The 26694-nt window shown below is 69.9% G+C and carries 22 protein-coding genes; 2 read left to right on the plus strand and 20 right to left on the minus strand.

The genetic code is table 11. The features are described from left to right. Positions 1 to 62 precede the first annotated feature (62 nt). The 16 genes from ACFYM2_RS22105 to ACFYM2_RS22180 form a co-directional block, all read right to left on the minus strand. Positions 63 to 857, minus strand: coding sequence for a TIGR03936 family radical SAM-associated protein (locus ACFYM2_RS22105; protein ID WP_388838462.1), 795 nt, complete (start codon positions 855 to 857; stop codon positions 63 to 65). A 131-nt stretch (positions 858 to 988) separates the two neighbouring features. Then, positions 989 to 2143: a hypothetical protein gene (locus ACFYM2_RS22110; protein ID WP_388838466.1), complete on the minus strand. Its 1155-nt coding sequence runs from the start codon at positions 2141 to 2143 to the stop codon at positions 989 to 991. 138 nt (positions 2144 to 2281) lie between these two features. Next, positions 2282 to 2671 carry a hypothetical protein gene (locus ACFYM2_RS22115; RefSeq protein ID WP_388838469.1) on the minus strand — a complete coding sequence of 130 codons (390 nt, stop codon included), beginning with the start codon at positions 2669 to 2671 and terminating at the stop codon, positions 2282 to 2284. Positions 2672 to 2747: 76 nt separating this feature from the next. Then, the gene (locus ACFYM2_RS22120; protein WP_359000187.1) at positions 2748 to 3002 is read right to left on the minus strand and encodes a hypothetical protein; all 255 of its coding nucleotides are present in this window, start codon (positions 3000 to 3002) and stop codon (positions 2748 to 2750) included. Between the two features lie 492 nt (positions 3003 to 3494). Next, the gene (locus ACFYM2_RS22125) at positions 3495 to 4325 is read right to left on the minus strand and encodes a hypothetical protein (RefSeq protein WP_388838472.1); all 831 of its coding nucleotides are present in this window, start codon (positions 4323 to 4325) and stop codon (positions 3495 to 3497) included. Positions 4326 to 4450: 125 nt separating this feature from the next. Next, positions 4451 to 4855 carry an alpha/beta hydrolase gene (locus ACFYM2_RS22130; RefSeq protein ID WP_388838475.1) on the minus strand — a complete coding sequence of 135 codons (405 nt, stop codon included), beginning with the start codon at positions 4853 to 4855 and terminating at the stop codon, positions 4451 to 4453. Positions 4856 to 5404: 549 nt separating this feature from the next. Beyond that, on the minus strand, positions 5405 to 7330 hold the full coding sequence (locus ACFYM2_RS22135; protein WP_359000195.1) for a TIGR03960 family B12-binding radical SAM protein: 1926 nt from the start codon (positions 7328 to 7330) through the stop codon (positions 5405 to 5407). A gap of 86 nt (positions 7331 to 7416) precedes the next feature. Further along, positions 7417 to 8985, minus strand: coding sequence for a CHAD domain-containing protein (locus ACFYM2_RS22140; RefSeq protein WP_388838478.1), 1569 nt, complete (start codon positions 8983 to 8985; stop codon positions 7417 to 7419). A 95-nt stretch (positions 8986 to 9080) separates the two neighbouring features. Further along, complete coding sequence (gene rodA / locus ACFYM2_RS22145) at positions 9081 to 10274, minus strand: rod shape-determining protein RodA (protein ID WP_359000201.1); 1194 nt, start codon at positions 10272 to 10274, stop codon at positions 9081 to 9083. A gap of 4 nt (positions 10275 to 10278) precedes the next feature. Continuing rightward, positions 10279 to 12510, minus strand: a complete 2232-nt coding sequence (gene mrdA / locus ACFYM2_RS22150; protein ID WP_359000204.1) for a penicillin-binding protein 2 — start codon at positions 12508 to 12510, stop codon at positions 10279 to 10281. 19 nt (positions 12511 to 12529) lie between these two features. Next, positions 12530 to 13204, minus strand: coding sequence for a rod shape-determining protein MreD (gene mreD, locus ACFYM2_RS22155; protein WP_388454982.1), 675 nt, complete (start codon positions 13202 to 13204; stop codon positions 12530 to 12532). A 12-nt stretch (positions 13205 to 13216) separates the two neighbouring features. Further along, positions 13217 to 14338, minus strand: a complete 1122-nt coding sequence (gene mreC / locus ACFYM2_RS22160) for a rod shape-determining protein MreC (RefSeq protein WP_359000207.1) — start codon at positions 14336 to 14338, stop codon at positions 13217 to 13219. A 122-nt stretch (positions 14339 to 14460) separates the two neighbouring features. Next, entirely contained in the window at positions 14461 to 15480 is a 1020-nt protein-coding gene (locus tag ACFYM2_RS22165) for a rod shape-determining protein (RefSeq protein ID WP_053727412.1), read from the minus strand. Between the two features lie 266 nt (positions 15481 to 15746). Continuing rightward, positions 15747 to 16160 (minus strand): nucleoside-diphosphate kinase, encoded by a 414-nt coding sequence (ndk, locus tag ACFYM2_RS22170; RefSeq protein ID WP_359000210.1) that lies wholly within the window; start codon positions 16158 to 16160, stop codon positions 15747 to 15749. A gap of 110 nt (positions 16161 to 16270) precedes the next feature. Beyond that, entirely contained in the window at positions 16271 to 16642 is a 372-nt protein-coding gene (locus ACFYM2_RS22175) for a DUF4233 domain-containing protein (RefSeq protein ID WP_359000212.1), read from the minus strand. 4 nt (positions 16643 to 16646) lie between these two features. Then, a complete protein-coding gene (locus tag ACFYM2_RS22180) occupies positions 16647 to 18152 on the minus strand; it encodes a folylpolyglutamate synthase/dihydrofolate synthase family protein (protein ID WP_359000215.1) in 1506 nt (501 codons plus the stop codon). A 101-nt stretch (positions 18153 to 18253) separates the two neighbouring features. On the opposite strand from ACFYM2_RS22180, the gene ACFYM2_RS22185 reads away from it, so the two are divergent. Beyond that, positions 18254 to 19261, plus strand: a complete 1008-nt coding sequence (locus ACFYM2_RS22185; RefSeq protein ID WP_359000218.1) for a rod shape-determining protein — start codon at positions 18254 to 18256, stop codon at positions 19259 to 19261. Between the two features lie 33 nt (positions 19262 to 19294). On the opposite strand, the gene ACFYM2_RS22190 is transcribed toward ACFYM2_RS22185, so the two are convergent. After that, positions 19295 to 20455: an ATP-binding protein gene (locus ACFYM2_RS22190; protein ID WP_359000221.1), complete on the minus strand. Its 1161-nt coding sequence runs from the start codon at positions 20453 to 20455 to the stop codon at positions 19295 to 19297. Between the two features lie 216 nt (positions 20456 to 20671). Beyond that, positions 20672 to 23296 carry a valine--tRNA ligase gene (locus ACFYM2_RS22195; RefSeq protein ID WP_388454987.1) on the minus strand — a complete coding sequence of 875 codons (2625 nt, stop codon included), beginning with the start codon at positions 23294 to 23296 and terminating at the stop codon, positions 20672 to 20674. A gap of 137 nt (positions 23297 to 23433) precedes the next feature. On the opposite strand from ACFYM2_RS22195, the gene ACFYM2_RS22200 reads away from it, so the two are divergent. Then, a complete protein-coding gene (locus ACFYM2_RS22200) occupies positions 23434 to 24414 on the plus strand; it encodes a hypothetical protein (protein ID WP_388838481.1) in 981 nt (326 codons plus the stop codon). 82 nt (positions 24415 to 24496) lie between these two features. On the opposite strand, the gene clpX is transcribed toward ACFYM2_RS22200, so the two are convergent. Together clpX and ACFYM2_RS22210 are read right to left on the minus strand one after the other, a co-directional pair. After that, complete coding sequence (clpX, locus tag ACFYM2_RS22205) at positions 24497 to 25789, minus strand: ATP-dependent Clp protease ATP-binding subunit ClpX (protein ID WP_350230266.1); 1293 nt, start codon at positions 25787 to 25789, stop codon at positions 24497 to 24499. 176 nt (positions 25790 to 25965) lie between these two features. Further along, a complete protein-coding gene (locus ACFYM2_RS22210) occupies positions 25966 to 26649 on the minus strand; it encodes an ATP-dependent Clp protease proteolytic subunit (RefSeq protein ID WP_350234560.1) in 684 nt (227 codons plus the stop codon). Between the last annotated feature and the right edge of the window lie 45 nt (positions 26650 to 26694).

Below are 26694 nucleotides of genomic sequence, written 5' to 3' on the forward strand. Positions count from 1 at the left end.
GCGAAAGTCTTTTAGGTCAGTGCGCTGCCCGGCTCAGGTGGCTCCCGAGTGCCAGGGCTGCGCTACGACGGCCGCCCTTGCGCGGCGGGACCTTCAGGCGCCGTCGCAGAGACGGTCCCGGCGGCCGTTTGTGGAGCGGCCGGGGCTGCCTCGCGGTCGGGCGCGAGGGGGTCGGTCACCGTGCCGGACTCCTCGTCGAAGAGCCCCTGCGCCAGCCTGGTCACCGCTGCGGCGACGGGCGGCGCCAGGTCGGCCACGGCGTGGAGACCGGACAGGACGTCGTCAGGTCGCACGGCAGGTGTCACGTGCCGCACTACCAGCCGCAGTATCGCACAGGCCTCGCCGAGAGGCCTATCGGCCCCCGGGGCGAGTGCCCGCAGTTCGGCGACCGCGCCCCGGGTGTCGAAGGTGCGCAGGCCGTTCTTGGTCTTGCGCTGGACCTCGACGCTGTCGGCGGCGAGGAAGGCGGCGACGGCCTTCTCGGCCTCGTCCAGGGTGACGCCGTCCAGGCGCAGCTCCCAGATGGAGGCGGTCAGACGGTCGGCGAGGCCCGAGGTGCGGGCTTCGACGGCGTCGATGATGTCGAGCCCGGTGGGCAGCGACTCGTCGAGCAGCGCGCGCAGTTCCTCGGGGTCGCGGTGCGCGGTGAGGGCGATCTCCAGGTACTCGGCCTCGGAGCCGACTCCGGTGGGCGCGGCGTTGGCGTACGACACCTTGGGGTGCGGGGTGAAGCCCGCCGAGTACGCCATGGGCACCTCGGCGCGGCGCAGGGCCCGCTCGAAGGCGCGCTGGAAGTCACGGTGACTGGTGAACCGGAGGCGGCCGCGCTTGGTGTAGCGCAGGCGGATGCGCTGCACCGCGGGTGCGGGCGGCGGGCCTTCGGGCTGTCGCTTGCCCAGTGGTTCTTCTCCTCGTGCGGGGCGGGCGCGGTGGGCGCCGCCCACCGTCCTGTGGGGCCCCTCCGGTCACGGACCGTACGCCGCCCGGCTCATCCCTCGGCTTCGCTGAGGGAGATCTCGGGGGCGGGCACCGCGCCGGAGGCAGTAGTTGTACTACCCAGAGTACGCGCCCGGTGCGCGGCGGGTTCCCGGGGCGGGCCGCCGACCAGGGCTCGCCAGGCGTCCTGCCGGGCGGTGCGTACGGTCCGGCGGGCCGAGGCCAGCGCTTCCCGCGTGGCGCGCCCGGCGCTGCGGGCCGTCTCGCTCGCGGCGCGTCCCGCCGCCAGGGCGACGCGTGCGACTGGTCGCAGCACCGCGTCGCGCACCCAGTGCCCGACCGGGGTGAGCAGGGTCACGTACACCCAGCGCACGGGTCGTCCCAGGAGGTTCCAGGCGAGCCACTTCAGGGCGCGTCCCGCCGCCCGGGAGACGAAGCCGGCGGCGCGCCAGGCGTGTGCGAAGGCGGCGCCGGTCTCCCGCACGACGACGCGGACCGCGCGTCCCAGGGGCGTCAGGACCGTGCGGTACAGCCACAGCGCGGGCACCACGAGCAGCAGCGCGCCCACCGCCGCGAGTCCGCGCCCCGTCAGGGCCAGTCCGGCCGCGGCCAGCGAGGCGAGCCGGGCGAGGCCGTGTCCGACCGGGGTGAGCACGTGCCGGTACAGCCAGGCCCCCGGTTCGAGCAGGCCGTGGCGCAGCAGCGGCGCGAGCACCCAGCGCCAAAGCGCGACCCAGGGCCACACGAACACGGCCCGCAGTACCCAGATGAGGGCGGCGGCGATGCCCTTGATGCCCCACGCGAGCCCGAGCCCGATCCCCTTGAGCGCCCAGGCGGTGCCCCGCCCCAGCGGGGTCAGGACCGTCCGGTACAGCCATACGAGCGGGAGCGCGACCAGCGTGGCGAGCACCCAGCCCACGCCTCGCGCGAGCGCGCCGATCCCGGCCCCGATCCCCCGGCCGACCCAGCACACCGCGTGCCCGACGGGCGTCAACACCGCCCGGTACAACCACCCGAACGGGATCACCACCAGCCCCCGCCACACCGGCGCGAACACCCGCCGCCCCAGCGCCTTGACCCCGACCGCGAGCAGGTCCCACACCACCCGCACGGGCACGACGAGCACAAAGACGACAATCCGCACGGGTATGCGCACGGCGACGGCGAGGCAGCCTTCGGAGGGCTGGGGGGACGGGTGGTTCTCCATGCCTTCAGGGACGCACGAAGGGCCCACGGCGTTGCGGTGGGGGGCTCTGGGCGATCGGGCGGTTGCGTCACGGACTGGATACGGACACCGGGCAGCGCACGTCGAACGGCGCCGTGGGGCCCCGGTACCGCATCGAAATCAGTCAGCTTTTTTGAAGCACTGTGAGTACAGAGTCACTTCCAGGAGCGGCGGATTTCCGTCGAGACCTCTGAGCCACCTGGCTTCCAGCTGGCTGCGCGTCTCCTCGTGGACGGCCAGAATCTCGGGGTTCTTGTTTCGGCTCCCGTCATCTCCGTCCTTCACGATCTTCCACCCCTCGCCAGGCAGGGACCTTTTCAGATTGGCAAATCCTTCACCCAGTTGATTGTTGTCGATCCCATACATGGACCATGGGTGCCTCACCCATATGCCCTTAGTGCCGTCGTCGCCGCAGTCCGACGCATATGCTCCGGGTTCGGTGACCTTCCCCTCCTGTTCCACCGCAGAAGAATCCCGCGTGACAAGAGGCTTGCTGCTGCCCGTTTCCATGGAACATCCCGCAGAGAGAAGGAGTGATGACGTCACAAGCGCGACCATAAGCAGGGGCCGCCGAGCACCGCGCCCTCTATTCCAGCTTGACATCCCCATACCTTCCCGCGATGACGGCGGCTTGGTTTTTCAGGCTCGTCGAAGCCTGTCCCTCGTTGTAATCCCAGTAGGAGCTGTGCCCCGACAGGAAGCTGCCGGTGTCGTTCTGCATCACATTGGCGCCGAAGTCCTCGTCAGTAGGGTTCGCCCACCAGTCGCCAAGGCCGACGAGGCTTTGGCGGCGCAGGTCATGACGCCGTGGGCGATGCGGCCAAGGCTCTTTTTTCGTCATTCAGGACCATGTCGTGCCGGACTTGCTCGAGGGCCCCCTTCACGTTGCCACAACGTTCGTTGATCGAAGCCTTGCTTCGCTTGAGGCCGCCCGTCACACCGCTCGTGGTGCCGCCACCTCCGCCCGGGTCGGCCATTTGAGCTGTCCCCACTCGTCCCACGCCAAACCACCCCTCCCGTGCCGTGGCGGGCCCGCGCTGTCACGCAACTCCCAGTACACGACGGGAGATTGCTGGCGCACAGGTTACGTCTGGATGTTCGACGTGATATCCGCCCAGCTAGTCAACTCGGTTTGAGTGCGGCACCCGGAGACAGTCGCCCTCTGCCCGAACACCACGATCCACACGGGAACGCGGTCGGCTTCGGCGAGACGCCCTTGGAGGCCCCCGGAGGGCGAGTGGTTCTGCGTATGGTCGAGGACGTACGAAAGGCCTCCGTCGGGCGGCCGTTGTCGCCGGACGTCACGCCGCCTGCGGCCTCGTGCCGTCACGGCTCAAGCGGGTCGGAAGCCCTCGTCATCAACCGCCGTGACGGCGACCCGTACCGAGCCGTTCGCCGACGCCGCGACGCGGGCGAGGCTACCGTCCACATGGTGACGTGCCACGATCATTTCCTCATCGTTCTCCAGCGACAGGGCGCGCACGTCCCACCCCGCTCCACTCAGGCTGTCCCGCCCACGGCGCATCGCGCCCCTTCGGGCTTCTTTGCTGAGGGGCACGGTCGACCAGGTGTGGTGCGTCAGCACGTCCGCACCGTCCTCGACGCGACTCACCCCGTCACCGGCCTGTTCTTGGTATGGCACACCCAGGGCTTCGTAAATCCGGCTCGAGTGCCCCAGCGCGCGACGTTCCGCGTCCGTCGTACCCGGCGGCGTCCGGTGAGCGGCCGGGTTTGCTCCCGAAGGCGTCTGCGCCGTCTCGGCAAAGCAGGGAGACGTGACCGAGATCGCCACGATGCCCTCGCCGGCCTCCTTGTTGGTCGGGCCGATGATGCCGTTCATCCAGAAGTCATCGGTGGGCGTGCGCATGAAGAACTTCGGGAACGGAACGCTCCAGTCAGCGTCACGAGAGATAAAGGTGTACCCCTTCTTCACCCAGGCGTCACGAACATGACGGAGCAACCGCTTGGCCTCGCTTCCCGGCACATCGGTCAACTGGTACGTGAGACCGACCTGCTTGCGCCCGCTTGCGGTGGCGTCGTCATCTGCCAGGCACGGGCCCACGGGGCCGGGGCCGACCTGCTTCAAGGTCGGCTTGGGCACCATCCCGTCCGTGGCTTGACGGATGATTTCCTGCGCGCGTCGGGTCGCATGCTGCTCGTCCATGGTGCCGGTCCGATTCTGTGTGGTCCTGTCGCCCTGGCCGCCATGGCCATCGCCCCCGTGCCCGCACGACGCCGCTCCGGCCGCCATGACCAAAAACAGGGCCGTCATGACGGCTGCGCGAAGCCTCACGGCTTTCCTCCGGTCGCGATCGTTGCCATGTTCACCAAGGATTCATTCTCCCAGTACTGCGAGTGGGCAGGCATGAACCCATCCGTCCCCGGGAATTTTCCGTCCGCGACATGGAACGTCTTTCCGCCGAAATCGTCCGATGTGGGGTCGCAACCGTAAAGGAGGGAGTGATCGTCGAAGAGCCGCATGTATGCCTTCGGATTGAGCGGGGCCAACGGGCCTGCCGGCGGTGGAGCGAGATTGATGAGGTCGTTCTTCGCCGTGGCTGCCCACACGTGGTCGGCAGGGATGTTCAGGTCCTTCGCGTGGTTCACTCCCACCCCCGGGCTACCCACCAGGATCGCGTTGTCGACCGGGACACGCTTTTCCGTGAGGATCGAGCGATTGGCTTCGTCGCGCACGTCCGCAGGTAACCCGTTCAGGGCGCCGATCGTTTGCCGAAGCGTTTGCTCCGTCCGGTGGCACACCGTTGATCTGCGTGCGGGCCGCATCACTGCGAGCGACGGCACCGGCCTTGAGCTGTTCCCACTCGTCCCACGCCATCCGCAGTTCCCTCCCCGTGACCCGGGCCCCCGTGCGCGAGGCTCCGTTCGGCGGCCGGTGCGCTCATCGACATCGCTTCCGCACACGCTACGGAATGGCTCTCCCCCAGCTGCCCGTGCGGTCACTCATATCGCCTGAGTACCCGTACCTGGGTATGGCGGGACATGACGTCGGTGCCACCGGCTGATACCGGTGAAGGCCCGGCGCCGCGTAAGGCATCCGTCGCGCATCGGGCAGGCGGCGGGCGGCAGGCGGCGGGCGGGGCGTGTCGAGCCCTGGATCGGGCTGGGTGAGGGGCTTCCGGTCGCGTCGGCAGCAGCCGGTGCGCTCCAGAGGCCCCGGACATGACACTGCCGTGTCCACCCCGGCTCGGAGGGACACGGCAGCGTTTCGGTCTGTGCGCGGTGCTACTTGACGACCGTCAGCGGCAGCAGTTTCTTGCCCGTGGGGCCGATCTGGATGGACGTGTCCATCTGCGGGCACACCCCGCAGTCGAAGCACGGCGTCCAGCGGCAGTCCTCGACCTCGGTCTCGTCGAGGGAGTCCTGCCAGTCCTCCCACAGCCAGTCCTTGTCGAGGCCCGAGTCGAGGTGGTCCCAGGGCAGGACTTCCTCGTAGGTGCGCTCGCGGGTGGTGTACCAGTCGACGTCCACGCCGAAGGCGGGCAGCGTCTTGTCGGCGCAGGCCATCCAGCGGTCGTAGCTGAAGTGCTCGCGCCAGCCGTCGAAGCGGCCGCCGTCCTCGTAGACGGCGCGGATGACGGCGCCGACCCGGCGGTCGCCGCGCGAGAGCAGGCCCTCGACGATGCCGGGCTTGCCGTCGTGGTAGCGGAAACCGATGGAGCGGCCGTACTTCTTGTCGCCGCGGATCTTGTCGCGCAGCTTGGTCAGGCGCGCGTCCGTCTCCTCGGCCGACAGCTGCGGCGCCCACTGGAAGGGGGTGTGCGGCTTGGGTACGAATCCGCCGATGGAGACCGTGCAGCGGATGTCGTTCTGGCCGGAGACCTCGCGGCCCTTGGCGATGACGTTGACCGCCATGTCGCCGATCTGGAGGACGTCCTCGTCGGTCTCGGTGGGCAGGCCGCACATGAAGTACAGCTTCACCTGGCGCCAGCCGTTGCCGTACGCCGTCGCGACGGTGCGGATCAGGTCCTCTTCGGAGACCATCTTGTTGATGACCTTGCGCATGCGCTCGGAGCCGCCCTCGGGGGCGAAGGTGAGGCCCGAGCGGCGGCCGTTGCGGGTCAGTTCGTTGGCGAGGTCGACGTTGAAGGCGTCCACGCGGGTCGAGGGCAGCGACAGGCCGATCTTGTCGTCCGTGTAGCGGTCCGCGAGGCCCTTGGCGATGTCGCCGATCTCGGTGTGGTCGGCCGAGGACAGGGAGAGCAGGCCCACCTCTTCGAAGCCGGTGGCCTTGAGTCCCTTCTCCACCATCTCGCCGATGCCGGTGATGCTTCGCTCCCGCACGGGGCGCGTGATCATGCCGGCCTGGCAGAAGCGGCAGCCTCGGGTGCAGCCCCGGAAGATCTCCACGGACATGCGTTCATGGACGGTCTCGGCGAGCGGGACCAGAGGCTGCTTGGGGTAGGGCCACTCGTCGAGGTCCATGACGGTGTGCTTGGAGACCCGCCACGGCACGCCCGACCTGTTCGGCACGACACGCGCGATGCGGCCGTCGGGCAGGTACTCGACGTCGTAGAAGGCGGGAACGTACACGCTGCCGGTGCGCGACAGGCGGAACAGGACCTCCTCGCGGCCACCAGGACGGCCCTCGGCCTTCCACGCGCGGACGATCTCCGTCATGTCGAGGACGGCCTGCTCGCCGTCGCCGATGATCGCGCAGTCGATGAAGTCCGCGATCGGCTCGGGGTTGAAGGCCGCGTGGCCGCCCGCGAGGACGATCGGGTCGTCGATCGTGCGGTCCTTGGACTCCAGCGGGATGCCCGCGAGGTCGAGGGCCGTGAGCATGTTGGTGTAGCCGAGCTCGGTGGAGAAGCTGAGGCCGAAGACGTCGAACGCCTTCAGCGGGCGGTGCGAGTCCACGGTGAACTGGGGCACCTTGTGCTCCCGCATGAGCTCTTCCATGTCGGGCCACACGCTGTACGTGCGCTCGGCCAGGACGCCCTCGCGCTCGTTCAGCACCTCATAGAGGATCATGACGCCTTGGTTGGGCAGGCCCACCTCGTACGCGTCCGGGTACATGAGCGCCCAGCGGACGTCACACTCGTCCCAGGCCTTGACGGTGGAGTTGAGCTCACCGCCGACGTACTGGATCGGCTTCTGCACGTGCGGGAGCAGCGCTTCGAGCTGTGGGAAGACGGACTCGGCAGACATCTCGACCTTCGTGGGCTGGCAGGGGGCGACTCTCTAGCGTAACGCGCGTCGCGTCGCCCCCTCGCCCGCCGATCACGGGCCGGCCGTCAGCCGCCGTGGAGCCGGGCCCGGCGGGCCCGGGCCCACACCTGGGGCAGTTCCCGCTCGCGCGCCGCCGCGCGCGCCTCCTCGCGCCCGTACAGGAGCCCCCAGGTGAACGCGGTCTCGCCGGCCGCGTGGGCCCGGGCGGCCAGGGTGCGCAGCGCGGCGCGCGCGACCACGCTGTCCTGGTGGTCGCCGAGGGTGTTCTGTACGGCCTTGAGGCGCTTGGCGAGCTTCTTGGCGGGCTTGCCGAGCACGGGGGTCGCGGCCTGGGCGGAGTAGCGGGCGCGTTTGGCGGCCTTGCGGGCGGCGTGCAGGGCGCGGTCACGTTCGGGGCCGGGGGCCAGGGCTAGGGCGGTGTCGAGGCGGCGGGCCAGGCGCCGGTGGTCCTTGCGTACGGCCTGGCGCAGGACGCGGGCGGCGGGCCGGTGGGCGCCGGGCAGCAGCGGCGGGTCGGCGAGGAGGCGGTCGAGGGCGCCGAGGAGCGCCAGCTGGCGCGGGCTGTCGAGTGCGGCGAGGGTGGTGCGCCGGGCTTCGGCGTGCTGGGCGACGCGGTGGACGCGCAGCCGGGCCGTGACGGGGCCGAGGACCAAGGTGGTGGGCAGCGCCCGGATGTGGGCGTCGAGGCGCTGGGCGAGCACGTCGCCGTCGCGGACGGCGCCGAGTTCACGCGCGAGCCATTTCAGCTCGTCGCCGAGGGGATCGGTGACGGTCCGGTCGAGGACTTTGGCGTACGACGTGAACGCGCTGCGCAGGCGGCGCGTGGTGACCCTCATCCGGTGGACGGCGTCGGGCAGTTCGCGGCGGACGGCCGGGTCGAGGGCGACGAGGTCGTCGCGCTGGGCCCGCAGATGCGCGAGCACCCGGGCGCCGGCGGTGCCCTCGGCGGGCTCGGCGGCCTCGGACGGCACGTCCTCGGTCCGCCCGGCATGCGCGTCCGCGTCCGCGTCCGCCCGTGCCGGGGCCGTCTCGCGCAGGGCGCGGGCCACCTTGGAGGGGCTGGTGGCGGGCTTGATACCGCTCTCGGCGAGCAGCGCGCCGATGTGGTCCAGGTGGGTGTCGTCCTGGACGCCGTCGGCGAGTTCGGCCTCGATCTCGGTCCAGGAGGTGGCGGAGCAGCCCGGGCGCAGCCCTTCGGCGCGTACGGTGTCGACGCTGATCTCGACGAGCTGGGCGCCGTCCTCGGCCAGGAGGTGGCGTACGGCGCGCGAGGAGCGCAGGCGTACGACGGGGACGAGCGTGCCCTCGCGTACGCGGGAGCGCACCAGGGCGGCGAGTTCGGGCGGCACGTCGTCGCTGAGCGGGGCGCGGATCTCGTCGCGGACGCCGGCGGAAACGGGGAGTTTGAGGTGCCAGCCGGCGTCGGCGCCGCCCGTTCTGCGGCGCAGGGTCAGGGAGTCGGCGTCCAGGCGCAGGTCATGGGTGTCGTAGTAGACCGCGTCGAGTTCGGTGACGGCCCCGTCGGTGACGGCGGCGACGCCGGGGACCGCGGTCAGGTCGGGGAGCTGGGGCGGGGCCCCGTGCGACGCGGGGAACTCGAATTTCCGCTCGATCTCGCGTTTCGTGTCCGCCATGAACCGACCCTAGTCGCGTCGCACCCGAAATGGCAGGGCGCGGGGCGGCCGTCGCCGCTCCCGCGCCCTCGCTGCCCCTGTCGGCCACCCGGGGGCTACGCCGTTATCGGCCGCTGCACCCGGATCGACTGGAGCAGCCCTATGGCCACCCACACCGCGAACATCGAGGACCCTCCGTAGGAGACGAACGGCAGTGGGATGCCCGCGACCGGCATGATGCCGAGGGTCATGCCGATGTTCTCGAAGGACTGGAAGGCGAACCAGGCGATGATGCCGGCCGCGACGACGGTGCCGTACAGCTCGGTCGTCTCGCGGGCGATGCGGCAGGCGCGCCACAGGATGACGCCGATCAGCACGATGATCAGGCCCGCGCCGACGAAGCCCAGCTCCTCGCCGGCCACGGTGAACACGAAGTCCGTCTGCTGTTCGGGGACGAACTGCCCGGTGGTCTGGGAGCCCTTGAAGAGCCCGGTGCCGGTGAGGCCACCGGAGCCGATCGCGATCCTGGCCTGGCCGGTGTTGTAGCCGACGCCCGCCGGGTCGAGGTTGGGGTTGGCGAACGCCGCGAACCGGTTGATCTGGTACTTGTCCAGTATTCCGAGCGCGGCGACGAGGACGGCGCCCACCACGCCCGCGCCGAGCAGCCCGAAGATCCAGCGGTTGGAGGCCCCGGAGGACAGCAGCACGCCGAGGATGATCACCACGATGACCATGGTGGAGCCGAGGTCGGGCATCAGCATGATGCAGCCGATGGGGATCATCGCGAGGGCGAGCGCCTTCATCACCGTGCGGTGATCGGGGTGCGCCTGGTCGCCGGCGTCCACCCGCGCGGCGAGCAGCATCGCCATGCACAGGATGATCGCGATCTTCGCGAACTCGGAGGGCTGGAGGGAGAATCCGCCGCCGAGCACGATCCAGGAGTGGGCGCCGTTGACGGTGGCGCCGAGCGGGGAGAGCACGGCGAGCAGCAGCAGGATGGAGAGTCCGTACAGGATCGGGACCGCGCCGCGCAGGGTGCGGTGGCCGAGCCAGATGGTGCCGATCATCAGGCAGACCCCGATGCCGGCGTTCATGATGTGCCGGATCAGGAAGAAGTACGGGTCGCCCTGGTTGATGCTGGTGCGGTTGCGGGTGGCGGACCACACCAGGAGCGAGCCGATGAAACAGAGCGCGAGGGCCGAGAGCAGCAGCGGCCAGTCGAGTCTGCGCAGCACCGAGTCGCGGGCGGTGAGTCTGGCCAGGGCCCCGCGCTCCTTGGGGGCGTAGCGCTGGACGGAGAAGCCTGCCATGGCGCTAGTCCCTTCGTGGGTTGCGGTTGTCGACGGTGCCGGCCGGTGAGGTGGCGGGCTGGGGCGGGTTGTCGGGCTGCTTGGTGCCCTTGCTCTTGTCGCCCTTGTCCTTGGTCTTGCCTGCGTTGGGGTCGTAGGCGGTGACCGTCGGGGCGTCGATGGAGCCGTCGGGCTGGATCTTGGGCAGGGACTGCTCGGGCTGCGGGAGCAGGGCGCGCTTGAGGTCCTGGTTGCCGGCGTCGTCGATGCCGTACATCGCCTCGTAGATCTTGCGGACGGCCTCACCGGAGGCGCCGGAGCCCGTACCGGCCTGGGCGATCGTCATCACGACCGTGTAGTCCTTGGAGTACGTGGCGAGCCAGGAGGTGGTCTGCTTGCCGTAGACCTCGGCGGTGCCGGTCTTGGCGTGCAGCTCGATCTTGTCCTGGGGCCAGCCCTGGAACTTCCAGGCGGCGGTGCCGCTGGTGACGACGCCCGCGAGGGCCTTGTTGAAGCCGTCGAGGGTGGCCTGGGTGACGGGGAGCTTCCCGTTGACCTTCGGCTTGATCTCCTGGACGGACTTGCCGTCGGCGCTGATGATCGCCTTGCCGATGGTGGGGGCGTGCATGGTGCCGCCGTTGGCGATGGCCCCGTAGATCATGGCCTCCTGGATCGGCGTGACGAGGGTGTCGCCCTGGCCGATGGAGTAGTTGATCGAGTCGCCCTCACGCATCTTGTTGCCTTCTAGGCAGTTCTCGTAGGCGATCTTCTCTACGTAACTGCCGTCCTTCTTGCCGGTCCTGCACCAGCTGTCCTTGTTGGCGCTCCAGTAGTTCTCCTTCCACTGGCGGTCCGGGACGCGGCCGGTGACCTCGTTGGGCAGGTCGACGCCGGTGATCTTGCCGAGGCCGAACTGGTGGGCGGCCTTGTAGAAGTAGTCCTTGGGCTGGCCCTTCTTGGGGTTGATCCCGCCGTCCTTCTTCCACTCGTTGTCGGCGAGTCCGTAGAAGACGGTGTCGCAGGAGACCTCAAGGGCGCGCCCGAGGGAGATGGGGCCGAAGTTCTCGCCCTCGAAGTTCTTGAAGACCTGACCGCCCACGGAGTACGAGCTGGTGCAGGGGTAACCGCCGTCCCACTTGTAGCCGGCTTCGACGGCGGCGGCGGTGGAGACCACCTTGAACGTCGAACCGGGCGCGGCCTGACCCTGTATGGCGCGGTTAAGGAGCGGGTAGTTGCCGTCCTTGCCGGTGAGCGCCTGGTAGTCCTTGCCGGAGATGCCGCCGACCCAGACGTTGGGGTCGTAGGTGGGCGCCGAGGCCATGGCGACGATCCGCCCGGTCTTGGCCTCCATGACGACGACCGCGCCGGAGTCGGCCTTGTAGTTCTCGTTGGTGATCTTGTCGTACTGCTGGCGGGCCTCGACCATCGCGTTGTTGAGCTCGTACTCGGCCACGGCCTGCACGCGTGCGTCTATCGAGGTGACGACGTTGGCGCCGGGCTGTGCCTTGTCGCTCTCGGCCTGGCCGATGACCCGGCCGAGGTTGTCCACCTCGTAGCGGGTGACGCCCGCCTTGCCGCGCAGCTGCTTGTCGTAGGTGCGCTCAAGGCCCGAGCGGCCGACCTGGTCGGAGCGCAGATACGGCGAGTCGGTGTCCTTGGCCTTGGTGATCTCGTCGTCGGTGACGGGCGAGAGGTAGCCGAGCACCTGGGCGGTGTTGGACTTGCCGGGCGCGGGGTAGCGGCGCACGGCGGTGGGGTCGGCGGTGATGCCGGGGAAGTCCTCGGAGCGCTCGCGGATCTGGAGGGCCTGCTGGGTGGTGGCCTTGTCGGTGACGGGGATCGGCTGGTACGGGGAGCCGTTCCAGCAGGGCTTGGGGGTCTTGGCGTCGCAGAGCCTGACCTTGTCCATGACGTCCTGCGGCTTCATGCCGAGCACGGCGGCGAGGCGGGTCAGGACGGCCTTGCCGCGGTCGGGCATCTTGGACAGGTCGGTGCGGGAGGCGGAGACCACCAGGCGCGTCTCGTTGTCGGCGAGCGGGACGCCGCGCGCGTCGAGGATCGAGCCGCGCACGGCGGGCTGGACGACCTGCTGGACGTGGTTGTTCTTGGCCTCGTCCTCGTACTGCCGGCCGTTGCGGATCTGGAGGTACCACAGGCGTCCGCCCAGCGTGAGCAGGAGCGAGAAGACCAGGACCTGGATGATGATGAGCCGGATCTGCACCCGGGGGGTGCGGCCCGTCTCGGGGATGTTGCTCATGCTGTGGCGGCCCCCTGGTTCACAGTCGCTTGACACCCTTGATGCGGCCCGCCCGGGCCGCTCTGTTCCTGGCGGCCTTGATCCGCAGCCCGCCGCGCTGGTTGCCGATGCGCAGGCCGGTGCCGCCGGAGAGCCAGCCGGAGCCGATGTTGTTCCTGGGGCTGCCGTTGCCGGTGGTGTCCGCGAGCGGGTCGTTCTCGGCGCGCCGGGCGATCGCCATGATCAGCGGCACGGTGAACGGCGCGAGCAGCAGATCGTAGAGCGCGGCCGTGAACAGCAGCCCGGGCAGGCCGACATGGCGGGCCGCGGTGTCTCCCACCAGGGCACCCACCGTGGCGTAGAGCAGCGTCGAGCCGATGGCCGCGCCGACCACCACCATCATCGGTCCCGCCGCGCTGCGCAGCCGCCCGTGGTCGGGCTTGGCCAGGCCCGCGAGGTAGCCGATCACGCACAGGACCAGGGCGTAGCGCCCGGCGGCGTGGTCGGCGGGGGGCGCGAGGTCGGCGAGCAGGCCCGCGCCGAAGCCGACGAAGGCGCCGCCGACGTGGCCGTAGACCAGGGCCAGACCAAGGACGGTCAAAAGCACCAAGTCCGGTACGGCGCCGGGCAGTTGGAGGCGGGCGAGGATGCTCACCTGGACGACGAGGGCGACGACGATTAGGGCGGCGGAGAGGATGACCCTGTTGACACGCATCTGGATCAGCTCCTACTGCTCGCCGTCGGCGTTGGCTTGGCCGTTGGGATCGCCGCCCGGGGGCGGGTTCGCGGGGGCGTTGCCGTCGGGGGCCTGCGCGGTGCCGGCCGGCACGTTGGGCTTGCCGGCCTGGGGGCTGGGCTTGGCGTTCGGGTCGGCGCCCTGGTTCGCGTCGGCGCTCTGGTCGGCGATGTTCGTGTTGCCCTGGCCATTCGGGGTCGCGGCGCCGGTGGGGGTGGCCGTGACCGTGACCGTGGGCGTCGGGGTGGGCTGGGGCTTGGCGGGCAGCACCTGGTCGCGCGGGTCGGTGCGCGGGGCCTGGACGACGACGCCGACGATGTCGAGCTTGGTGAAGCCGACGTAGGGGCGTACGTAGATGGTGCGTGTGAGGTCGCCGCCGGAGGGGTCGACCTTGACGACCTCGCCGACCGGGACGCCGGGCACGAACGGCTTGTCGGCCTGGGAGCCGAAGGTCACCAGACGGTCGCCGGGGCTCACCTTGGCCTTGCCGTTGAGCAGTTGGACCGACAGCGGCCGGTCGCCGTGGCCGGTGGCGAAGCCGAGCTCGTCGCTCTTCTCCATCCGGGTGCCGACGGTGAAGTCGGGGTCGTTGGCGAGCAGCACGGTGGAGGTGGAGGGCCCCACCGTCGTGACCCGCCCGACCAGGCCGTCGCCGTTGAGCACCGTCATGTCGCGCTGGATGCCGTCGTTGGACCCGGCGTCGATGGTGACCGTCCAGGAGAAGCCCTGGGCCGCTCCTATGGCGACGACCTGGGCGGCCTTGATGCCGTACTGGCCCTCGCCGGCGGTCTTGAGCATCGAGTCGAGCTGGCCCAGGCGGCTGCGGTTGCGGGCGTCGCTGCCGAGCCGCTGCTTGAGCGCCTCGTTCTCGGCCTGGAGGGCGGCGATCTTGTCGTGGCGCTTGCCGGAGTCGCGTACCGCGCCGATCGCGTTGCCGACCGGGTCGACGGCGCCGGCGACCCCGTTCTCCACCGGTCCGAAGACGGCGGCGGCGGCCTGCCGGGCACCGTCCACCGGTGAATTCGCCCCGCCTCTGATATCGACCGTGATCAGCGCGAACGCTACGGCGATCAGCAGCACCAGGAGCAGCCGGCTCTCTCGTGTGTCCCTCACGTGCGGCGGCCGTGCCTTCCTCGTAGGAATGTGGGTGATCTACAAGATCTCTTCGATCTGTATATCAACGATCCGCCGTACGGGTTGGCAGTGACCCATACGGCGGACGGCGGGCCCGGAGGCTACCTGCGGGGCTGGGCGTCGAGCACCTGCTGGAGGGCTTCGAACTCCTCCACGCACTTGCCGGAGCCGAGGGCCACGGAGTCCAGCGGGTCCTCCGCGATGTGGATCGGCATGCCGGTCTCGCGGCGCAGCCGCTCGTCGAGGCCGCGCAGCAGGGCGCCGCCGCCGGTCAGGACGATGCCGCGGTCCATGATGTCGCCGGAGAGCTCCGGCGGGCACTTGTCCAGGGTCGTCTTGACCGCGTCGACGATCGCGTTGACCGGCTCCTCGATCGCCTTGCGCACCTCGGCCGCGGAGATCACCACGGTCTTGGGCAGCCCCGAGACGAGGTCGCGGCCGCGGATCTCGGTGTGCTCGTCCTTGTCGAGGTCGTAGGCCGAACCGATCGTGATCTTGATCTGTTCCGCGGTGCGCTCACCGAGAAGGAGCGAGTACTCCTTCTTGATGTGCTGGATGATCGCGTTGTCCAGCTCGTCGCCCGCGACCCGGATCGACTGCGCCGTGACGATTCCGCCGAGCGAGATCACGGCGACCTCTGTGGTGCCGCCGCCGATGTCCACGACCATGTTGCCGGTGGCCTCGTGGACCGGCAGACCCGAGCCGATGGCCGCGGCCATGGGCTCCTCGATGATGTGCACCTGGCGGGCACCGGCCTGGGTGGAGGCCTCGATGACGGCGCGGCGCTCGACTCCCGTGATGCCCGAGGGCACACAGACCACGACGCGCGGACGGGCCAGGTACCGGCGCTTGTGGATCTTCAGGATGAAGTAGCGGAGCATCCGCTCGGTGATCTCGAAGTCGGCGATCACGCCGTCCTTCAGGGGCCGTACGGCGACGATGTTGCCCGGCGTGCGGCCGATCATCTTCTTGGCTTCCGCGCCGACCGCGAGGATGCCGCCGGTGTTGGTGTTGATGGCGACGACGGACGGCTCGTTCAGGACGATTCCGCGGCCCCTGACGTACACCAGCGTGTTGGCGGTCCCGAGGTCGACAGCCATGTCACGGCCGATGAACGACATTTTGTTGCTCCCCATGAGGATGCGTCCGGCCTTCCCTATTCGAGCGTTGACGGCTTCTCAGGTCGGCGAGGTGGGTGCGATGAGCGTGAGGCCCCATCGTAGTCCGGCCCGCACGGACACGGCGCGGTGGTCCACCTCAGTATGGGTGACGTCGTGTCGGGGCGATGCGTTCCCGAAGTCGGCCCGCATATGCCCAAAGGCGACCGAAATTCCTTCGGTCGCCCCAGGTCGTGAGCGCTATATGGCGGACATTGTGTCAGTAACGGTCAGTCGCGACCCGGGAAGAAAATCTTCAGTTCCCGCTCGGCGGACTCGGCCGAATCCGAGGCGTGGATGAGGTTTTCCCGGACGATGGTGCCGAAATCGCCGCGAATGGAACCGGGGGCGGCCGCGATCGGGTCGGTGGGGCCCGCCAATTGGCGTACTCCCTCGATGACGCGCTCGCCCTCGACCACCAGGGCGACGACCGGGCCCGAGGACATGAAGGCCACCAGCGGCTCGTAGAAGGGCTTGCCCTTGTGCTCGCCGTAGTGCTGCTCCAGGGTGTCCTGGTCCAGGGAGCGCAGCTCAAGAGCGGAGATGCTCCAGCCGGCCTTGCGCTCGATGCGGCTGATCACCTCGCCGATCAGGCCACGGCGAACGGTGTCGGGCTTGAGCAGGACCAGGGTGCGCTCGGTCATGGTGTGCGGATCTCCTTGCAGGCATTACGGGTGCGGTGAGGCGAGGCTACCGGGTGAGGCCGAACGGGTGGCATCCGGACTCGGCCAAGCCCCGCCGTCGCGCACCGGCCCTACTGCGCCTGCGCCCCGGCCTGCGCCCCGGTCCCCGCCTCGGCCTGCGCGGCGAACCGCGCCTTCGCCTCGTCGATCTTGCGGCCGTAGTGCACCGAGGCCCACCACAGGGCGCCGAACAGGACGCCCATGAAGAACATGAGCGGGACGGCGAACCCGCTCGCGACCAGGGCGATCTGGAGCCCCCAGCCGAGCGCGACGCCGCCGCGCCGGCCCAGCATCCCGCACAGCAGCACCGACAGCAGCATGCCGATGCCGCAGACCGTCCACACGGTGGTGGTGGCCAGCTCCGGGTCCTTCATCGCGACCAGGCCCGCGAAGGCGATCACGAAGAATTCACCGATCAGGGTGGACGCGCAGAGCGTACGCATCGGGTCAGCCCCTCTTCAGCATGAGCCGGGCGTCGCCGACCGTGAACACGGAACCGGTGATCAGGACGCCCGCTCCCGCGTACTCGTCCTCCTCCTCGGCCAGGGTGATGGCGGCCTCGATCGCGTCGTCCAGGCGCGGTTCGACCACGACGCGCTCATCGCCGAACACCTCGACGGCGAGCGCGGCCAGCTCGTCCACGTCCATGGAGCGCGCGGTGGTGTTGGCGGTGACCACGATCTCGGCGAAGACCGGCTCGAACGCCTCGAGCAAACCCTTGACGTCCTTGTCGGCGCTCGCGGCGACCACGCCGATCAGGCGCGAGAAGCCGAACGCTTCGGTCAGGCCCTCCGCGGTGGCCCGGGCGCCCGCGGGGTTGTGCGCCGCGTCCAGGACGACGGTGGGCGAGCGGCGCACGACCTCAAGGCGGCCGGGCGAGACCACGGAGGCGAACGCCTTGCGGACGGTGTCGAGGTCGAGCGGGCCCGGCTGCTGGGAGCCGACGCCGAAGAACGCCTCGACCGCGGCGAGCGCCACCGCCGCGTTGTGCGCCATGTGGGCCCCGTACAGCGGCAGGAAGATCTCCTCGTACTCACCGCCGAGGCCGCGCAGGGTCAGGAGCTGGCCGCCGACGGCGACCTCGCGCCCCACGATGCCGAACTCCATGCCCTCGCGGGCCACCGTGGCGTCCGCCTCGACGGCCTTCTTCAGCATGACCTGCGCCGCGTCGACGGGCTGCTGGGCCAGGATCACCGTCGCGCCCTGCTTGATGATCCCGGACTTCTCGGTGGCGATCTCGCCGGTGGTGTTGCCGAGCCGGTCGGTGTGGTCGAGGTCGATGGGGGTGACGACGGCGACGCCCGCCTCGATCACGTTCGTCGCGTCCCAGGTGCCGCCCATGCCGACCTCGACGACCGCAACGTCCACGGGCGCGTCGGCGAAGGCCGCGTACGCCATGCCGGTCAGGACCTCGAAGAAGGAGAGCCGGAACTCCTCGCGCGCGTCCACCATCTCGACGTACGGCTTGATGTCGTCATACGTCTCGACGAAGCGCTCGGCGGGGATCGGCAGGCCGTCCAGGCTGATGCGCTCGGTGATCGACTGGACGTGCGGCGAGGTGTAGCGCCCGGTGCGCAGCTCGAAGGCGCCGAGCAGGGCCTCGATCATCCGGGCGGTGGAGGTCTTGCCGTTGGTGCCGGTGATGTGGATCGTCGGGTACGCGCGCTGCGGCTCGCCCAAAACGTCCATCAACGCGGCGATCCGGCGCACCGACGGCTCCAGCTTGGTCTCGCCCCAGCGGCCCGCCAGCTCGGTCTCGACCGCGCGCAGCGCCGCGTCGACCTCGGGGTCCGCGGGGCGGCCGGGCACGGCTTCGCCCTGGGGCTGGACGCCGTGGGTGCGCAGGGTGCGGCTGCCGGCCTCGATCACCGCGAGGTCGGGGTCTCTGTCGGTCTCGGCCTCGACGATCTGATCGAAGTCGTCGGCTTCACTGGGGTCGGGCTGCTCGGTCACGGGTCCAGTCTACGGAGGGACACCGACAGGACCTTGGACCCGCCCCTTTCGGGACGTTCGGCCCCCGGGTCCCACAGACTGTCCGGGCAAACTTGGCGATCATGGACATAGGCATCGACCTCGGTACGGCCAACACGCTTCTCTACGCCCGGGGGCAGGGCATCGTGCTCAATGAGCCGTCCGTGGTGGCGATGAAGGAGGGCGGCCGCTCGGCGCTCGCCGTGGGCACACAGGCCAAGGAGACCATCGGCCGCACGCCCGGTTCGATCACCGCGATCAGGCCCCTGCGGGACGGCGTGATCAGCGACTACGAGGCGGCGGAGGAAATGATCCGCCACTTCGTGAAACAGGCCGTGCCCGGGCGCCGCCCGCGCACCCGGATGGTGGTGTGCGTGCCGAGCGGGGTGACCCCGGTGGAGCGGCGCGCCATCGTGCACGCCTCCCAGCGGGCCGGCGCGAAGGCCGTGCACCTCATCGAGGAGCCGATGGCGGCGGCGATCGGGGCCGGCCTGCCGGTCGCCGAGCCGCGCGGCTCGATGGTGGTGGACATCGGCGGCGGCACCACGGAGGTCGCCGTGATCTCACTGGGGGGCATCGTGACCTCGCAGTCCCTGCGGGTGGGCGGCGACCGCCTGGACACCGCGATCACCGACTACGTACGCAAGGAGCACGGGCTGCTCATCGGCGAGCGCACCGCCGAGGACGTCAAGTGCGCGATCGGGTCCGCGTGGCCGGTGCCGGGCAACGCGGAGCTGGAGGAGCGGACGTTCACGGTGCGGGGCCGCGAGAAGGTCAAGGGGCTGCCCATGACGCTCGCGCTTACGGCGCGCGAGGTGCGGGCCGCCCTCGACGAGCCCGTCGAGGCGATCATCGCGGCGGTGCGGGTCACCCTGGAGGAGTGCCCGCCGGAGCTCGCCGGTGACGTGATGGAGCACGGCATCGTGCTGACCGGCGGCGGCGCGCTGCTGCCGGGCCTTGATCTGCGCATCGCCTCGGCGACCGGCATCCCGGTGTTCGTCGCGGACGACCCGCTGGACTGTGTGGTGCTGGGCGCGGGCAAGTGCGTGGAGGACTTCGACCAGTTGCAGCGGCTCTTGGTGGGCAGCTAGAGCGGGCGGCTCGGCCCTCCCGCGCGGGACGGCTCAGCCCACCGCGCCCGCCGGCAGCGTCGCCCGCACCTCGTAGGTGGTGTCGGTACGGGTGGTGGTGAGCGAGCCGCCCATGCTGTCCACCCGCTCGCGCATCGAGAACGTGCCGGTCCCCGAGGAGACCGGCTCCTTCACCGGCGCCGAGCGCGGCAGCGGGTTCTGCACGGTGACCACGAGGTCCCCCGCCACCAGCCGGATCGTCACCGCGACCGGCTCGCCCCTGGCGTGCTTGACGGAGTTGGTCAGGCACTCCTGCACCACCCGGTACACGGCCGCCTGCCGCAGCGGCGAGAGCCGGTGCGCGTCCGCCTCGATGTCGAGCCCGACCGGGGTGCCCGCGAGCCGGCTCTCCTCGGCCAGCGCGGGCAGGCCGTCCAGGCCGGGCGTCGCGGTGCGTTCGTCGGCGCGCCGCACGATGATCTCGTTCAGCATGAGGTGGGCGCGGCGCGCGCTGTCGGCGAGCTCTTCGAAGTCCTTGTGGTGCGGCTCGTTCCTGGCCCGCACGGCGAGCACTTCGGAGCGCACCGCGAGCATCGTCAGCTCGCGCCCCACCATGTCGTGCACGTCCCGGGCCACCGAGATCCGCTCGGCCTGCACGGCGCGCAGACCCGCGGTCTGGGCGCGCTGGGCCTCCAGTTCGTGGACGAGGTCGTGCCGGTAGGCGGAGATGCCGACACCGCAGGCGAGCACCCCGACCGGCACCACGATCGCCAGGAACGAGCTCAGCGTCTCGCCCCGGATGTCGGGCCAGCCCGGCAGGTTGAACAGGACGTACGCCACCGCGATGTAGCCGCAGGTGGCGAGGATGCCGGCGCGCCGCCCGCGGAAGCGGCCGAGCGAGTACAGCGCGAACTGCACCAGGTTCAGCTGGTGCAGCCAGCCCAGATAGCCGAGCGCCACCAGGTAGGGCAGCCACGGCCAGCGCCTGCGCAGGAGCAGGGTGGCGGCGCCGAGCGCGAGGACGGGCGGCGCGGTGTAGCTGTTGAGCGAGTTGTCGTCCCTGGCAAGGCCCGGCACGTCGAGGATCATCAGGCCGAAGCAGCTCAGCGCGATCAGCACGTCCATGGCGCGGTCGTCGCCGACCCAGCGCGCGCTCGCGGCACGCGCCGCCGCCGTCGCGCGGCGCGGCGCGGAGGTCGGGGACGGCGAGTGCATGCTCTCCATCATCCAAGGTCTGGGGACCCCCACACCTGCGCCGAACGGCCCCCACGCAGTGATATGCCGCACGTGGCCGGATGGACGCCGCCCCTCCCCCGCGCGACGCTCGCACGGGCCCGCGCGGCGCTCCGCACGCGAAGGGCCCCCGGGACCGAAGTCCTGGGGGCCCTCACCCGCGTACTGCGACGGCGTACGGGAGGTACGGCGGCCGGGTCAGCCCTGGGGCAGGGCCGCGATCTGGCGGGTGATCCGCTCGATGTCGGCCTCCGCCTTGGCAAGGCGGCCCCGGATCTTGTCGACCACGTTGTCCGGCGCCTTGGCGAGGAACGCCTCGTTGCCGAGCTTCTTGTTCGCGTCCGCCTTCTCCTTCTCGGCCGCGCCCAGGTCCTTGGTCAGACGCTTGCGCTCGGCCTCGACGTCGATGGTGCCCGACAGGTCGAGCGCGACCGTGGCGCCCGCGACCGGCAGCGACGCGGTGGCGTGGAAGTCCTCGCCGGCCGGCTGGAGGCGGAGCAGCTGACGGATGGCCGCCTCGTGCGGGGCCAGCGCCGTGCCGCTCAGGGTGAGCTCGGCCGGGACCTTCTGGCCGGGCTGGAGACCCTGGTCGGAACGGAAGCGGCGGACCTCGGTGACGACCTGCTGGACCAGCTCGATCTCGCGCTCGGCGGCCTCGTCGCGGAAGCCACTGTCGCGGGGCCAGTCGGCGACGACCAGGGACTCGCCGCCGGTCAGCGTCGTCCACAGGGTGTCGGTGACGAACGGGACGATCGGGTGCAGGACCCGCAGCATCACGTCAAGGACCTCACCGAGGACCCGGCCCGAGACCTTCGCCTGCTCGCCGCCCGCGAAGAACGTGGTCTTGGACAGCTCCACGTACCAGTCGAAGACCTCGTCCCACGCGAAGTGGTACAGCGCCTCGCTGAGCTTGGCGAACTGGTAGTCCTCGTAGTACGCGTCGACCTCGGCCACGGTCTTGTTGAGCCGCGACAGGATCCACCGGTCGGTCGCCGAAAGCCGCTCCACGGGCGGGAGTTCACCCTCGACGGTGGCGCCGTTCATGAGCGCGAAGCGGGTCGCGTTCCAGATCTTGTTGGCGAAGTTGCGGGACGCCTGGACCCAGTCCTCGCCGATCGGAACGTCCGCGCCAGGGTTGGCGCCCTTGGCAAGGGTGAAGCGGACCGCGTCCGAGCCGTAGTTGTCCATCCAGTCCAGCGGGTCGACCGCGTTGGGGTTGGACTTCGACATCTTCTTGCCGAACTCGTCGCGCACCAGACCCGTCAACGCGACCGTCTTGAACGGGACTTCGCCGTCCATCGCGTACAGACCGAACATCATCATCCGGGCGACCCAGAAGAAGATGATGTCGTGGCCGGTGAGCAGGACGTCGGTGGAGTAGAACTTCTCCAGGTCGGCGGTCTTCTCCGGCCAGCCGAGCGTGGAGAACGGCCACAGGCCCGACGAGAACCAGGTGTCCAGGACGTCGGGGTCCTGGTGCCAGCCTTCGCCGGTGGGGATCTCGTCGTCGGGCCCGACGCACACGACCTGGCCCTCGGGGCCGTACCAGATCGGGATGCGGTGGCCCCACCACAGCTGGCGCGAGATGCACCAGTCGTGCATGTTGTCGACCCAGTCGAAGTACCGCTTCGACATGTCCTCGGGGTGGATCTTGACCCGGCCGTCGCGGACCGCGTCACCGGCCGCCTGCGCGAGCGGGCCGACCTTGACCCACCACTGCATCGAAAGGCGCGGCTCGACCGTGGTCTTGCAGCGCGAGCAGTGGCCGACCGAGTGCATGTAGGGGCGCTTCTCGGCGACGATGCGGCCCTGCTCCTTGAGCGCGCCCACGACGGCCGAGCGGGCCTCGTAGCGGTCGAGTCCCTGGAAGGGGCCGGGGACGGTGATGACACCGCGCTCGTCCATGATCGTCATGGATTCCAGGCCGTGCCGCTGCCCGATGGCGAAGTCGTTCGGGTCGTGCGCCGGGGTCACCTTGACGCAGCCGGTGCCGAACTCGGGGTCGACGTGCGCGTCGGCGACGACCGGGATGGAGCGGTCGGTCAGCGGCAGCTTGATGAGCTTGCCGACCAGGTGCCGGTAGCGCTCGTCGTCGGGGTGGACGGCGATGGCGGTGTCACCGAGCATCGTCTCGGCGCGTGTGGTGGCCACGACCAGGGTGTCCTCGCCCTCGCCGTACTTCAGGGAGACCAGCTCGCCCGGGTCCTCCTGGTACTCCACCTCGATGTCGGAGATGGCCGTCAGGCAGCGCGGGCACCAGTTGATGATGCGCTCGGCGCGGTAGATCAGCTCGTCGTCGTAGAGGTTCTTGAAGATGGTCTGGACGGCCTTGGACAGGCCCTCGTCCATGGTGAACCGCTCGCGCGACCAGTCGAGGCCCGCGCCCAGCCGCTTGAGCTGGCCCAGGATCCGGCCGCCGTACTCGCCCTTCCACTGCCACACGCGCTCGGTGAACGCCTCGCGGCCGAGGTCCTGGCGGGACTTGCCCTCCTCGGCGAGCTGCTGCTCGACCTTGTTCTGCGTGGCGATGCCCGCGTGGTCCATGCCGGGCAGCCACAGCGTCTCGTAGCCCTGCATCCGCTTGCGGCGGGTGAGCGCGTCCATGAGCGTGACCTGGAAGGCGTGGCCCAGGTGCAGCGCGCCCGTGACGTTCGGCGGCGGGATGACGATGGTGTACGGGTCCTTGTCGGAGTCCGCGTCGGCGGTGAAGTACCCGCGCTCTACCCAGCGCTCATACAGCTTCCCCTCTACCTCGGCCGGCGCGTACTGGGTCGGCAGTTCGGTGGGGGGCGCTGGATTCTGCTGCTGAGTGTTCTCGGTCACCGGGCCAGTTTAGGGGTGTCACGGGCCCGTACTGAAACGGGAATCTTTGGTAACGGTGGGCCCCCCGATGCACCACGGCGACGGGCCTTCGGCCAGGATGTCCGGATCGGATAAACATCCCTAGGGGGAACCAAGCAATGAGCTACAACCAGCCGGGCCCGTACGGTGGCCAGCCTCAGCAGCCCGGTCCGTACGGCCAGCAGCCGCCGCAGCAGCCGTACGGTCAGCCCGGCCAGCCGCAGCCCGGTTACGGATACCCGCAGCAGGCCCCGCAGGGCGTGCCGCCGCAGCAGGCGGGCCCCTACGGCCAGCAGCCGCCGCAGCAGCCGCCCTACGGCTACCCGCCCCAGCAGGCCCCCTACGGCCAGCAGCCCGGCTACGGTCAGCAGCCCCCGTACGGCGGCCCGGCGCAGCCCGCGCCCCCGAAGAAGAAGACGGGCCTGATCGTCGCGGCGGCCGTCGTGGCGCTCGCGGTCATCGGCGGCGGCGTGTGGTTCCTCACCAAGGGGGGTGCCAGCAACTCCGACGTGTCGGACGCCACCAAGGGCTACAAGGTCGTGCTGCCCGCCACGGTCGACGACTACAAGAAGGACGCGACGGGCGATCAGACGCAGGCCATGACGGACGAGCAGAAGAAGAAGGCCGAAGCGCTCGGCGTCAAGAACCCGCAGCAGGTGGCCACCTCGTACGACCAGGGTGACCCCGCCAAGAACCCGCTGACCGCCAAGATGCTCCAGGTGCAGGCGGTGTGGGGGCAGATCTCCGACCCGGCGAAGGTGATCGACGCCTCGTTCCAGAACGCCAAGGACAGCACCGCCAAGAACAAGACCATCAAGGCGGAGCTGGTCGGCACGGCCAAGCTGGTCAAGCCGGCCGGGTTCAAAGGCGCGCTGATGAAGTGCCAGGACATGAAGTTCACCAACGCCAACGGCGACGGCTCGCTCGACAAGGGGCCCAAGGAGTTCACGGCCCCGGCGTGCGTGTGGGCCGACTACAGCACGTACGGCGTGGTGATCCTGATGGACCTGGGCAAGGCCGCCACCGGCGGGGGCGCGAGTCAGGACGACGCCGCCAAGCTGACGGCCTCGCTCTACAACACCTCGCGCCAGAAGGTCTGACGGTCGCGGAGCGCACGTGAAAGGGGCGCCCGGTCAAGGAAGTTGACCGGGCGCCCCTTCGTCGTGCGGATGGACAGCGGCGTTACGCGCTCTTCTCGTGCCGCCCGTCGTTCTTCACGATGCGCGGCTCGCGCGGGACCAGCGTCGGGTTGACGTTGTTGCGGACGACGTCGGCGGTGATGACGACGCGGGCCACGTCCTTGCGGGAGGGGACCTCGTACATCACCGACTGGAGGACTTCCTCCATGATGGCGCGCAGGCCGCGCGCGCCGGTGCCGCGCAGGATGGCCTGGTCGGCGATGGCTTCGAGCGCGGGGCGGTCGAAGTCCAGCTCCACGCCGTCGAGTTCGAACAGGCGCTGGTACTGCTTGACGAGCGCGTTGCGGGGCTCGACCAGGATCTGGAGGAGGGCTTCGCGGTCGAGGTTGTGGACCGAGGTGAGGACGGGCAGGCGGCCGATGAACTCGGGGATCATCCCGAACTTCACCAGGTCCTCCGGCATGACCTCCTGGAACTGGTCGCTGGCCTCGATCTCGCGCTTGGAGCGGATGGTGGCGCCGAAGCCGATGCCCTTGGCGCCGGCCCGCGACTCGATGATCTTCTCAAGCCCCGAGAAGGCGCCGCCCACGATGAACAGCACGTTCGTCGTGTCGATCTGGATGAACTCCTGGTGGGGGTGTTTGCGTCCGCCCTGGGGCGGGACGGAGGCGGTGGTGCCCTCCAGGATCTTGAGCAGGGCCTGCTGGACGCCCTCGCCGCTCACATCGCGGGTGATCGAGGGGTTCTCGCTCTTGCGGGCCACCTTGTCGATCTCGTCGATGTAGATGATGCCCGTCTCGGCCTTCTTGACGTCGTAGTCAGCGGCCTGGATCAGCTTGAGCAGGATGTTCTCGACGTCCTCGCCGACGTAGCCCGCCTCGGTGAGCGCGGTGGCGTCGGCGATGGCGAACGGGACGTTGAGCATGCGGGCGAGCGTCTGCGCGAGGAGCGTCTTGCCGGAGCCGGTGGGGCCGAGCAGCAGGATGTTGGACTTGGCGAGCTCGATCGCGTCGTCCCGGCTCGTGCCGCCGCCGTTCTCGCCGGCCTGCACCCGCTTGTAGTGGTTGTAGACCGCCACCGAGAGGGCCTTCTTGGCGGGCTCCTGCCCGACCACGTAGCCCTCAAGGAACTCATAGATCTCGCGCGGCTTGGGCAGTTCCTCCCACCGCACCTCGGAGGACTCCGCCAGCTCCTCCTCGATGATCTCGTTGCAGAGGTCGATGCACTCGTCGCAGATGTACACCCCGGGGCCTGCGATGAGCTTCTTCACCTGCTTCTGGCTCTTTCCGCAGAACGAGCACTTGAGCAGGTCGCCGCCGTCACCGATGCGTGCCACGAGGTGCTTCCCCTTCGCCTGGGAGACGCCATGTGCGCCGCCTCCTGGTGCCTACTGCGTGTTCCGGGGGGACACCCCCAGACCCCCTACCGACGGTACCTTGCCGAACCCCCCGTCCGGGCCCCCCTTGGCGCGGTTCACTGGTGAGTGGACCGCGCCGGGGGCTCCGAAGTGGTTCAGGCGGCCGCGGGGGCGCCCGTCTTGCGGGTCGAGACGATCTGGTCGACCAGGCCGTAGGCCAGCGCGTCCTCGGCCGTGAGGATCTTGTCGCGCTCGATGTCGTCGCGGATCTTCTCCAGCGGCGTCGTCGAGTGCTTGGCCAGCATCTCCTCCAGCTGCGTACGCATCCGGAGGATTTCGTTGGCCGCGATCTCCAGGTCGGAGAGCTGCTCGCGGCCGGTGCCGCCCGAGGGCTGGTGGATCAGGATGCGGGCGTTGGGCAGCGCCATGCGCTTGCCCGGCGTGCCGGCGGCGAGCAGGACGGCGGCGGCGGAGGCCGCCTGGCCCATGCAGACCGTCTGGATGTCGGGCTTCACGAACTGCATCGTGTCGTAGATCGCCGTGAGGGCGGTGAAGGAACCACCCGGGCTGTTGATGTAGATGGAGATGTCGCGGTCGGGGTCCATCGACTCCAGGCACAGGAGCTGCGCCATGACGTCGTTGGCGGACGCGTCGTCGATCTGCACGCCGAGGAAGATCACGCGCTCCTCGAAGAGCTTCGCGTACGGGTCGTACTCACGCACGCCCTGCGAGGTGCGCTCGACGAAGCGCGGGACGATGTAGCGGCTGTCGACCTGGGGGCCCGTGTAAAGGCCGTTCGCGGCAGCCGAGTTGATGTTGCTCATGGGGGTGTTCACCATCCTGGTGGCGTTCAAGTGGGCGGGGGAAGCGGTGCGGTTCGGGGC

Source organism: Streptomyces sp. NPDC006711 (assembly GCF_042869775.1).
Classification (GTDB): domain Bacteria; phylum Actinomycetota; class Actinomycetes; order Streptomycetales; family Streptomycetaceae; genus Streptomyces.

Coding starts and splice junctions, on each gene's coding strand:
- ndk (WP_359000210.1), bottom strand. CDS start 16,160: ATGACCGAGCGCACCCTGGTCCTGCTCAAGCCCGACACCGTTCGCCGT.
- ACFYM2_RS22190 (WP_359000221.1), bottom strand. CDS start 20,455: ATGCACTCGCCGTCCCCGACCTCCGCGCCGCGCCGCGCGACGGCGGCG.
- ACFYM2_RS22185 (WP_359000218.1), top strand. CDS start 18,254: ATGGACATAGGCATCGACCTCGGTACGGCCAACACGCTTCTCTACGCC.
- mreD (WP_388454982.1), bottom strand. CDS start 13,204: ATGCGTGTCAACAGGGTCATCCTCTCCGCCGCCCTAATCGTCGTCGCC.
- ACFYM2_RS22165 (WP_053727412.1), bottom strand. CDS start 15,480: ATGTCGTTCATCGGCCGTGACATGGCTGTCGACCTCGGGACCGCCAAC.
- ACFYM2_RS22140 (WP_388838478.1), bottom strand. CDS start 8,985: ATGGCGGACACGAAACGCGAGATCGAGCGGAAATTCGAGTTCCCCGCG.
- ACFYM2_RS22120 (WP_359000187.1), bottom strand. CDS start 3,002: ATGACGAAAAAAGAGCCTTGGCCGCATCGCCCACGGCGTCATGACCTG.
- ACFYM2_RS22125 (WP_388838472.1), bottom strand. CDS start 4,325: ATGGACGAGCAGCATGCGACCCGACGCGCGCAGGAAATCATCCGTCAA.
- rodA (WP_359000201.1), bottom strand. CDS start 10,274: ATGGCAGGCTTCTCCGTCCAGCGCTACGCCCCCAAGGAGCGCGGGGCC.
- ACFYM2_RS22175 (WP_359000212.1), bottom strand. CDS start 16,642: ATGCGTACGCTCTGCGCGTCCACCCTGATCGGTGAATTCTTCGTGATC.
- ACFYM2_RS22200 (WP_388838481.1), top strand. CDS start 23,434: ATGAGCTACAACCAGCCGGGCCCGTACGGTGGCCAGCCTCAGCAGCCC.
- mrdA (WP_359000204.1), bottom strand. CDS start 12,510: ATGAGCAACATCCCCGAGACGGGCCGCACCCCCCGGGTGCAGATCCGG.
- ACFYM2_RS22110 (WP_388838466.1), bottom strand. CDS start 2,143: ATGGAGAACCACCCGTCCCCCCAGCCCTCCGAAGGCTGCCTCGCCGTC.
- ACFYM2_RS22210 (WP_350234560.1), bottom strand. CDS start 26,649: ATGGTGAACACCCCCATGAGCAACATCAACTCGGCTGCCGCGAACGGC.
- ACFYM2_RS22115 (WP_388838469.1), bottom strand. CDS start 2,671: ATGGAAACGGGCAGCAGCAAGCCTCTTGTCACGCGGGATTCTTCTGCG.
- ACFYM2_RS22135 (WP_359000195.1), bottom strand. CDS start 7,330: ATGTCTGCCGAGTCCGTCTTCCCACAGCTCGAAGCGCTGCTCCCGCAC.